This is a genomic window from Polaromonas sp. P1_G2 (assembly GCF_056405515.1).
In genome coordinates, this window is sequence record NZ_JBFUBY010000233.1 from 1 (window position 1) to 6,596 (window position 6,596).

Annotated in this window: 8 protein-coding genes and 3 tRNA genes; 1 reads left to right on the forward strand and 10 read right to left on the reverse strand. The window is 64.2% G+C overall.

From position 1 onward, the window contains the following. The 4 genes from AC1D0P_RS19600 to AC1D0P_RS19615 form a co-directional block, all read right to left on the reverse strand. The coding region (locus AC1D0P_RS19600; RefSeq protein WP_477664961.1) for a GTP-binding protein at positions 1 to 144 on the reverse strand (144 nt) is incomplete at its 3' end. Between the two features lie 91 nt (positions 145 to 235). Further along, a tRNA-Thr gene (locus AC1D0P_RS19605) sits at positions 236 to 310 on the reverse strand. 97 nt (positions 311 to 407) lie between these two features. After that, positions 408 to 481, reverse strand: a tRNA-Gly gene (locus AC1D0P_RS19610). A gap of 101 nt (positions 482 to 582) precedes the next feature. After that, positions 583 to 668 (reverse strand) — tRNA-Tyr (locus AC1D0P_RS19615). 130 nt (positions 669 to 798) lie between these two features. Between AC1D0P_RS19615 and AC1D0P_RS19620 the strand changes: the two genes are divergently transcribed. Then, on the forward strand, positions 799 to 1,902 hold the full coding sequence (locus AC1D0P_RS19620) for a patatin-like phospholipase family protein (protein ID WP_477678287.1): 1,104 nt from the start codon (positions 799 to 801) through the stop codon (positions 1,900 to 1,902). On the opposite strand, the gene AC1D0P_RS19625 is transcribed toward AC1D0P_RS19620, so the two are convergent. The 6 genes from AC1D0P_RS19625 to AC1D0P_RS19650 form a co-directional block, all read right to left on the reverse strand. Then, entirely contained in the window at positions 1,899 to 2,666 is a 768-nt protein-coding gene (locus tag AC1D0P_RS19625) for a uracil-DNA glycosylase (RefSeq protein ID WP_477678288.1), read from the reverse strand. The genes AC1D0P_RS19620 and AC1D0P_RS19625 overlap by 4 nt on opposite strands. Positions 2,667 to 2,690: 24 nt before the next feature. After that, on the reverse strand, positions 2,691 to 3,497 hold the full coding sequence (gene trpC / locus AC1D0P_RS19630; RefSeq protein WP_477678289.1) for an indole-3-glycerol phosphate synthase TrpC: 807 nt from the start codon (positions 3,495 to 3,497) through the stop codon (positions 2,691 to 2,693). 5 nt (positions 3,498 to 3,502) lie between these two features. Further along, entirely contained in the window at positions 3,503 to 4,546 is a 1,044-nt protein-coding gene (trpD, locus tag AC1D0P_RS19635) for an anthranilate phosphoribosyltransferase (RefSeq protein ID WP_477678290.1), read from the reverse strand. A 48-nt stretch (positions 4,547 to 4,594) separates the two neighbouring features. Next, on the reverse strand, positions 4,595 to 5,245 hold the full coding sequence (locus AC1D0P_RS19640; RefSeq protein WP_477678291.1) for a LysE family translocator: 651 nt from the start codon (positions 5,243 to 5,245) through the stop codon (positions 4,595 to 4,597). 12 nt (positions 5,246 to 5,257) lie between these two features. Further along, entirely contained in the window at positions 5,258 to 6,313 is a 1,056-nt protein-coding gene (gene ltaE / locus AC1D0P_RS19645; protein WP_477678292.1) for a low-specificity L-threonine aldolase, read from the reverse strand. Continuing rightward, positions 6,310 to 6,596, reverse strand: a 287-nt coding sequence (locus AC1D0P_RS19650) for a glutamine amidotransferase-related protein (protein ID WP_477678293.1), incomplete at its 5' end; no start/stop codon positions are given. The genes AC1D0P_RS19650 and ltaE, both read right to left, overlap by 4 nt.

A 6,596-nucleotide genomic window follows, 5' to 3' on the forward strand; every position in this document is an offset into this window, starting at 1 on the left:
GTCATAGCCCTTGGCTTCGCCGCCGAACTTGGACGCCAGAACGGTCGTGATCGCCGCCGTCAGCGTCGTCTTGCCATGGTCCACGTGGCCAATCGTGCCTACGTTGACGTGCGGCTTGGTCCGCTCAAATTTGCCTTTTGCCATTTTTCAACTCCAGAAATTTATAAAGAGTTACAAAACCAGTGAATCACTACCGCCGGCCGCAACGCTTTGCGCGCTGCGCCGGCTCTAAATATGGTGCCCTTTGCGGGAATCGGACCCGCGACCTCTCCCTTACCAAGGGAGTGCTCTACCACTGAGCCAAAAGGGCCTAAATTCTTCAAAAAGTCAAAAGACTTCAATACCCACTGCAGTCCGGCACAAGATCAACCAGCAGAGCCCGCAAACACCCCGAAACCGGAGCCTCGTGGAGCGGGAGACGGGAATCGAACCCGCGTCATTAGCTTGGAAGGCTAGGGTTCTACCATTGAACTACTCCCGCGCAGCTCTGCCAAATTCAACTCACTTCAAACCACTCACAGCCCAAAACCCGCTTTACGCGACCGCCTTGCACTGACCGCTTGCCAAAAATCAAACAAAATCTGGTGGATGAGGCTGGATTCGAACCAGCGTAGGCGTTAGCCAACAGATTTACAGTCTGCCCCCTTTAGCCACTCGGGCACCCATCCTTCAAGCGAACCTCGGATTATGCCACGGTTTTATGTCGGGCGAAATGCCGGGGCCTCGCAAAAACATTAAAAAATGCCGGCCGGGCCGCTTCCGGGGCCGGCGGGACTTTGCGCCTGTCAAACTAGCGCCATGAGCGCCTCACTTCTCCCCCCCTCACCGCCAGAACCGTCCTCCCAGCGCCGGGTCAACCTGGCCTTGCAGGGCGGCGGCTCCCACGGCGCCTTCACCTGGGGAGTCCTGGACGCCCTGTTGCAGGATGAACGCATCCAGTTCGACGGCATCAGCGGCGCCAGCGCGGGCGCGGTCAATGCCGTGGCACTGGCCCATGGATTTGCTGTGGCCACCCACAAGGACAGCGGAACGCCGAATCCCCGGGAGGCGGCCCGCGCATCGCTGGCCCGGATCTGGCAAGGCGTGGCCGCCATGGGCAGCCTGGGCTCCATGGCCGAGGGCATCAGCAAGATGCTGCTGGGCGGCTGGTCCTCCGATAAAGTGGGCACTAACTTCTTCAATAGCGCAATGAGCCAGTGGCTCTCGCCTTACCAGTCCAATCCGCTGGACATCAATCCCCTGCGCAAGCTGCTGCAGGCGGAAATCGACTTTCACGCCATCGCCGGCCTGGATGTGCCCAAGGCCTTTGTATCCGCGACCCATGTGACCACGGGCCGGGCGGAAATTTTTTCGGGCAAACGCCTGACTTTGCAGGCCGTGATGGCCTCCACCTGCCTGCCCACGCTGTTCCAGGCGGTGGAAATCGACGGCCAGTCCTACTGGGACGGGGGATTTTCCAGCAATCCGTCCCTGCTGCCCCTGATCAGCGAATGCAGCAGCCGCGACATCATCGTGGTRCAGATCAACCCCCTGCGGCGGCCCGAGGTTCCCCACACGCCGCACGACATCATGGACCGGGTGAACGAGTTGACCTTTAACGCCAGCCTGCTGTCGCAGATGCGCACCATCGACTTCATCAACCGACTGCTGGCAGACGGGCGCCTGCAGGAGGGCGTGAAGTACAAAAGCCTGCTGCTGCACCGCATCGACGGTGGCGAGGCCCTGGAAGACCTGCCCTCGTCGAGCAAGATGTCGGCCGACGGCGCCATGATTGAAAAGCTGTTTGACATGGGCCACGGCGCGGCCAAACGCTGGCTGCGCCGCCATTTTGAGGCCCTGGGCCACCAGAGCACGGTCAATATCCGGCGCGACTACGTCGGGAGCCTCCCCCAGGAGTTCTAGCCGGGCTGCTCGGCGCTTTTTATTGGCGCTTGTCCGCCACCCGGACTTTGCTGCGCCGGCTGGCTTTTCGGGTGCATGTCGCGCCACTCCCGCGCCTGCGAAAAATGGCCGCATCCAATAAAAGGCACCGGCGGCCGCAGGGCCGACAGCGGCGAGGGATGGTTGGCCACCAGCACCTTGTGGCGCTTCACATCGATCAAGGCCCGCTTGCTTTGGGCATGGGCGCCCCACAGCATGAAGACCACCGGATGGTCGCCGTCGGACACCTGGCGGATCAAGGTATCAGTCAGCACTTCCCAGCCTTTGCCGGCGTGGCTGGCGGGCTGCGCTTCTTCCACCGTAAGACATGTGTTGAGCAACAGCACGCCGTGCGTGGCCCACTTCACCAGGCTTCCGCCGGGCACCGGAAAGGCCGGCGGCGGCGTGCCGAGGTCGCGCTGCAGCTCCTTGAAGATGTTGCGCAGCGAGGGCGGCAAGGCCACGCCGGAAGCCACGGAGAAGGCCAGTCCTTCAGCCTGGCCCCGGCCGTGGTACGGGTCCTGGCCCAGGATCACGACGCGCACCTCTTCGGGCGGCGTCAGTTCCAGCGCGCGCAGCGGCAGGGGCGGAAAAATCGTCGCGCCTTCGGCAAGCCGGCCCTGGAGAAAATCCAGCAGCCTGCGGCCGGTAGGACCGGCGAAAAAAGCCTCGGTGGTGGGTCGCCAGCCCTGCGCCACAGGCCAGTCCGCAGGGTTCGCGCTCTTCAGCTGGTCCGGAGAGTTCATGGCCGCCGCCTCTTCCTCTTTGACTTAGTTGCCTGCGAACAGCTGGGCCAGGGCCAGCCCCGGTTCTTCGGCCCGCATAAAGGCCTCGCCGACCAGGAAGGCATTCACGCCGGCAGCGCGCAGGCGCTTCACCTCGGCCGGCGTGGCGATGCCCGATTCAGTGATGAGCAGTCGGTCCGCCGGTACCTGGCCCAGCATGCCGAGCGTGGTGTCCAGCGAGACCTCGAAGGTCTTCAGGTTGCGGTTGTTGATGCCGATCAGCGGCGTCCTGAGCTTGAGCGCGCGCTCCAGCTCAGCCTTGTCGTGCACTTCGACCAGCACCGCCATGTCCAGCGACATGGCCAGCGCCTCGAGCGACTTCATCTGCGCGTCGTCCAGGCAGGCCGCGATCAGCAGGATGCAGTCGGCACCCATGACACGCGCCTCATACACCTGGTAGGGGTCGACCATGAAATCCTTGCGCAGCACCGGCAAGTCGCATGAAGCCCGGGCCTGCTTGAGGTAGTCGATGCTGCCCTGAAAGAACTGCTTGTCCGTCAGCACCGAGAGGCAGGCCGCGCTGAGCGTACCGTCGCCCTCGGCATAACTTTGCGCGATGTCGGCCGGGATAAAGTCGGCGCGCAGCACGCCCTTGGACGGGCTGGCCTTTTTGACTTCGGCGATCACCGCGGGCTGGCCCGCCGCGATCTTGGCGCGCAGCGCGCCCACGAAGTCGCGTGTCAGCACACGCGACTCGGCGTCTTCACGCATCACCGCCAGCGGTTTCTTGCGAATCGCTTCGGCGATTTCCTGGCGCTTGACGGCGATGATTTTGTCGAGGATATCGGACATGGTGTTCAGGCTGCCAGTTGTTGGGTGGTGGAAATCAGTTGCTGCAGGCGGGCCTTGGCCGCGCCCGACGCCAGCGCCTCGCGGGCCAGCACGATGCCGGCCTTCATCGACTCGGCCACATTGGCGGCATACAGCGCCGCGCCGGCATTGAGGATCACGATGTCGCGTGCCGCGCCGGGCTGGTTGTCCAGCACGCCCAGCAGCATGGCCTTGGACTGCTCGGGTGTCTCCACGCGCAGCGCGCGGTTGCTGGCCATGGGCATGTCGAAGTCTTCGGGGTGAATTTCGTACTCGGTGATTTCACCGTTTTTGAGTTCGCCGACCACGGTGGCCGCGCCCAGGCTGACTTCGTCCATGCCGTCCTTGCCGTAGACCACCATCGCATGCTCGGCGCCCAGGCGCTGCAGCGCACGGACCTGGATGCCCACCAGGTCGGAATGGAACACGCCCATCAGGATGTTGGGTGCACCGGCCGGGTTGGTCAGCGGTCCCAGGATGTTGAAGATGGTGCGCACGCCGAGTTCCTTGCGGATGGGCGCGACGTTTTTCATGGCCGGGTGGTGGTTGGGCGCGAACATGAAGCCCACACCGACTTGCTCTATGCACTTTGCAATGGCTTCGGGGGAGAGGCCGATGTGGATGCCCAGGGACTCGATCACGTCGGCGCTGCCGGACTTGCTGCTCACGCTGCGCCCGCCGTGCTTGCTGACCTTGGCGCCCGCCGCAGCTGCCACAAACATCGAACAGGTGGAGATGTTGAAGGTGTGCGAGCCGTCGCCGCCGGTGCCGACGATGTCGACCAGGTGCGTCTTGTCGGCCACATGAACCTTGGTGGAAAACTCGCGCATCACCTGCGCGGCGGCGGTGATCTCGCCGATGGTCTCTTTCTTGACGCGCAGGCCGGTGATCAGCGCGGCCATCATCACGGGCGACATTTCGCCACTCATGATCAGGCGCATGATGTGCAGCATCTCGTCGTGGAAGATTTCGCGATGCTCTATGGTGCGCTGAAGCGCCTCCTGCGGGGTGRTCTTGTGGGTATGGGGCATGGCGTGTCTCGTTTGCTGTGTTGCTTTATGGGTGCTGGACGGGATGGCTCAGTTCGCCGGATTATCGGTAAAGGCGAGCTTCAGGCCAAACGCGATGAACATGACACCGGCCGCACGGTCCAGCCAATGCATGCCGCGCTGCACGGCATCGCGCTTGGCCATCCAGGCGGCCGCCAGGGCCCAGCCCGAATTCACCGGGATGGCGTTCAGGTTGAACAGCATGCCCAGCAGCACAAAAGCCAGGGCCTTGTTGTCGGCGCCGGGCGCGATGAACTGCGGCACAAAGGCCAGGAAAAATATCGCAACCTTGGGATTCAGGACATTGGTCCAGAAGCCCCCCATAAAGACCGCTTTCAGGCGCCGCTCCGGCTGGGCCGCTGCCGCCGCGACGAGATCGGTGGTGGCCTGCGGCGCTTTGGACAACAGGATCTTCGCGCCTATCCACAGCAGGTAGGCCGCGCCTATCCACTTGAGCACGGTAAAGGCAAGAGCCGAAGTGGCCAGCAACGCGCCGACGCCTATGGCCGCCGCGAAGATGTGGACAAAACAGCCAGCCGTGATGCCCAGGCCTGCCACGATGCCGGCGCGCGCACCCGAGCGCAGCGAATTGGTCACGATGTACAGCACGTCGGGGCCCGGCGTCAGGTTGAGCAGCCAGCCGGCCGCGATGAAGAGCAACAGGTGCTGGAAGTCGGGCATGGCTTTGTCCTTTCAGGCCTTGAGATGGAAGAACTGCCGGATGGCGGCCACGGCGCGGTCCACGCCGGCGGCGTCCACATCGAGATGCGTCACAAAACGCAGGCGGTACAAGCCCGTGGCCTGTATGCCCTGGCTGCCCAGGTGCTTGAGCAGGGCCGCCGATTGCTCGCGCGCCGCGCCCGTCAGGTCGACAAACACGATGTTGGTGTGCGGCGGCTCGACCTGCAAGCCCTCGATGCCGGCCAGCCCGTCAGCCAGGTGTTTGGCCAGTGCGTGGTCCTGGGCYAAGCGCCCGACGTGGTGATCCAGCGCATGCGATGCCGCGGCCGCCAGCACGCCGGCTTGGCGCATGCCGCCGCCCGCCATCTTGCGGATACGGTGCGCGCGCGCGATGAACTCACGCGAACCGCACAGCGCCGAGCCGACGGGCGCGCCCAGCCCTTTGCTGAAACAGACGGAGACGCTGTCAAAACAGCCCGCAATGCGGCGCGCCTCAGCCAGCGGGTTGCTGCCCGTTTGCGCGGCCTGCGCGACGGCGGCGTTGAACAGCCTTGCGCCGTCCAGGTGGCGAGCCAGGCCATGTTTTTTCGCGAGCGCGGTGGCCTGCTGAACATAGTCAAACGGCAGCAGCTTGCCGCCCAAGGTGTTTTCCAGTGCCAGCAGCCGGGTGCGCGCGAAATGCGCGTCATCGGGCTTGATGGCCGCCTCGATCTCGGACAGGGCCAGGGTGCCGTCGGTGTGGTGGTTCAGCGGCTGCGGCTGCACGCTGCCGAACACCGCCGCGCCGCCGCCTTCCCAGCGATAACAATGCGCCATCTGGCCGACGATGTACTCGTCGCCGCGCTGGCAATGGGAGAGGATTCCGCAAAGGTTGCTCTGCGTGCCGGTGGGCACAAAGAGCGCGGCCTCGAAGCCCAGCAGGCCGGCGATTTTTTCCTGCAGCGCGTTGACGGCAGGGTCGTCGCCGAACACGTCGTCGCCCAGCGGCGCGGCCAGCATGGCTTCGCGCATCGCGGCCGTCGGCCGGGTCACGGTGTCGCTGCGCAGGTCCACGGAAGCTTGGCTCATACGGTCTGCTCCAGGAAGTTTTTCAGCATGGCGTGGCCGTGCTCGGTGAGTATCGATTCGGGGTGGAACTGCACGCCCTGGATGGGTAACTCCTTATGGCGCACGCCCATGATCTCACCGTCGTCCGTCCAGGYCGTGACGGCCAGGGCCTTCGGGCAGGAGGATTTTTCGATCGCCAGCGAGTGGTAGCGGTTGACGACGAACTGTTCGGGCAGGTCGGCGAACACACCCTGCCGGGTGGTGGTGATCACGCTGGTCTTGCCGTGCATGAGCTGCTGGGCGC